Source organism: Enterobacter cloacae complex sp. 6730903 (assembly GCF_048283985.1).
Classification (GTDB): domain Bacteria; phylum Pseudomonadota; class Gammaproteobacteria; order Enterobacterales; family Enterobacteriaceae; genus Enterobacter; species Enterobacter hormaechei_C.
Genome location: NZ_JBLVXX010000092.1, coordinates 1 through 3193 on the forward strand (window position 1 = coordinate 1; position 3193 = coordinate 3193).

Annotated in this window: 2 rRNA genes; both read right to left on the minus strand. The window is 53.1% G+C overall.

Features of this window, described 5'->3' with window-relative positions:
- Positions 1 to 114, minus strand: a 5S ribosomal RNA gene (gene rrf / locus ACNQ0W_RS24585); the annotation flags it as partial.
- Positions 115 to 178: 64 nt separating this feature from the next.
- Positions 179 to 3082, minus strand: a 23S ribosomal RNA gene (locus tag ACNQ0W_RS24590).
- Positions 3083 to 3193: the final 111 nt, after the last annotated feature.

Genomic DNA, 3193 nt, shown 5'->3' on the forward strand with positions numbered 1-3193 from the left:
CTGGCAGTTCCCTACTCTCACATGGGGAGACCCCACACTACCATCGGCGCTACGGCGTTTCACTTCTGAGTTCGGCATGGGGTCAGGTGGGACCACCGCGCTAAAGCCGCCAGGCAAATTCTGTTATCTGTATCAGGCTGAAAATTTCGTCTCTTCGCCAAAACATCTTCGGCGTTGTAAGGTTAAGCCTCACGGTTCATTAGTATCGGTTAGCTCAACGCATCGCTGCGCTTACACACCCGACCTATCAACGTCGTCGTCTTCAACGTTCCTTCAGGAGACTTAAAGTCTCAGGGAGAACTCATCTCGGGGCAAGTTTCGTGCTTAGATGCTTTCAGCACTTATCTCTTCCGCATTTAGCTACCGGGCAGTGCCATTGGCATGACAACCCGAACACCAGTGATGCGTCCACTCCGGTCCTCTCGTACTAGGAGCAGCCCCCCTCAATTCTCCAGCGCCCACGGCAGATAGGGACCGAACTGTCTCACGACGTTCTAAACCCAGCTCGCGTACCACTTTAAATGGCGAACAGCCATACCCTTGGGACCTACTTCAGCCCCAGGATGTGATGAGCCGACATCGAGGTGCCAAACACCGCCGTCGATATGAACTCTTGGGCGGTATCAGCCTGTTATCCCCGGAGTACCTTTTATCCGTTGAGCGATGGCCCTTCCATTCAGAACCACCGGATCACTATGACCTGCTTTCGCACCTGCTCGCGCCGTCACGCTCGCAGTCAAGCTGGCTTATGCCATTGCACTAACCTCCTGATGTCCGACCAGGATTAGCCAACCTTCGTGCTCCTCCGTTACTCTTTGGGAGGAGACCGCCCCAGTCAAACTACCCACCAGACACTGTCCGCAACCCGGATTACGGGTCTACGTTAGAACACCAGCCATTAAAGGGTGGTATTTCAAGGTTGGCTCCACGCAGACTGGCGTCCACGCTTCAAAGCCTCCCACCTATCCTACACATCAAGGACCAGTGTTCAGTGTCAAGCTATAGTAAAGGTTCACGGGGTCTTTCCGTCTTGCCGCGGGTACACTGCATCTTCACAGCGAGTTCAATTTCACTGAGTCTCGGGTGGAGACAGCCTGGCCATCATTACGCCATTCGTGCAGGTCGGAACTTACCCGACAAGGAATTTCGCTACCTTAGGACCGTTATAGTTACGGCCGCCGTTTACCGGGGCTTCGATCAAGAGCTTCGCCTTACAGCTAACCCCATCAATTAACCTTCCGGCACCGGGCAGGCGTCACACCGTATACGTCCACTTTCGTGTTTGCACAGTGCTGTGTTTTTAATAAACAGTTGCAGCCAGCTGGTATCTTCGACTGATTTCAGCTCCGCCCGCAGGGGCTTCACCTACACATCAGCGTGCCTTCTCCCGAAGTTACGGCACCATTTTGCCTAGTTCCTTCACCCGAGTTCTCTCAAGCGCCTTGGTATTCTCTACCTGACCACCTGTGTCGGTTTGGGGTACGATTTCGTGTTACCTGATGCTTAGAGGCTTTTCCTGGAAGCAGGGCATTTATCACTTCAGCACCGTAGTGCCTCGTCATCACACCTCAGCGTTAAAAGGTACCGGATTTACCTGGAACCTCCGCCTACATGCTTAAACCGGGACAACCGTCGCCCGGCTGACATAGCCTTCTCCGTCCCCCCTTCGCAGTAACACCAAGTACAGGAATATTAACCTGTTTCCCATCGACTACGCCTTTCGGCCTCGCCTTAGGGGTCGACTCACCCTGCCCCGATTAACGTTGGACAGGAACCCTTGGTCTTCCGGCGAGCGGGCTTTTCACCCGCTTTATCGTTACTTATGTCAGCATTCGCACTTCTGATACCTCCAGCATGCCTCACAGCACACCTTCAACGGCTTACAGAACGCTCCCCTACCCAACAACACATAGTGTCGCTGCCGCAGCTTCGGTGCATGGTTTAGCCCCGTTACATCTTCCGCGCAGGCCGACTCGACCAGTGAGCTATTACGCTTTCTTTAAATGATGGCTGCTTCTAAGCCAACATCCTGGCTGTCTGTGCCTTCCCACATCGTTTCCCACTTAACCATGACTTTGGGACCTTAGCTGGCGGTCTGGGTTGTTTCCCTCTTCACGACGGACGTTAGCACCCGCCGTGTGTCTCCCGTGATAACATTCTTCGGTATTCGTAGTTTGCATCGGGTTGGTAAGCCGGGATGGCCCCCTAGCCGAAACAGTGCTCTACCCCCGAAGATGAGTTCACGAGGCGCTACCTAAATAGCTTTCGGGGAGAACCAGCTATCTCCCGGTTTGATTGGCCTTTCACCCCCAGCCACAGGTCATCCGCTAATTTTTCAACATTAGTCGGTTCGGTCCTCCAGTTAGTGTTACCCAACCTTCAACCTGCCCATGGCTAGATCACCGGGTTTCGGGTCTATACCCTGCAACTTAACGCCCAGTTAAGACTCGGTTTCCCTTCGGCTCCCCTATACGGTTAACCTTGCTACAGAATATAAGTCGCTGACCCATTATACAAAAGGTACGCAGTCACCCCATAAAGAGGCTCCCACTGCTTGTACGTACACGGTTTCAGGTTCTTTTTCACTCCCCTCGCCGGGGTTCTTTTCGCCTTTCCCTCACGGTACTGGTTCACTATCGGTCAGTCAGGAGTATTTAGCCTTGGAGGATGGTCCCCCCATATTCAGACAGGATACCACGTGTCCCGCCCTACTCTTCGAGTTCACAGCAAGTGTGCTTTCGTGTACGGGACTATCACCCTGTACCGTCGGACTTTCCAGACCGTTCCACTAACACACAAGCTGATTCAGACTCCGGGCTGCTCCCCGTTCGCTCGCCGCTACTGGGGGAATCTCGGTTGATTTCTTTTCCTCGGGGTACTTAGATGTTTCAGTTCCCCCGGTTCGCCTCGTTAACCTATGTATTCAGTTAACGATAGTGCAACGGATTGCACTGGGTTTCCCCATTCGGACATCGCCGGGTCAAGGGTTCATATCACCTCGCCGGCGCTTTTCGCAGATTAGCACGTCCTTCATCGCCTCTGACTGCCAGGGCATCCACCGTGTACGCTTAGTCGCTTAACCTCACAACCCGAAGATGTTTCACTTCTGATTGCGAAAATTTGAGAGACTCGAACACACATGAGCTGTGTGTCGTTTCAATTTTCAGCTTGATCCAGATTTTTAAAGAGCAAA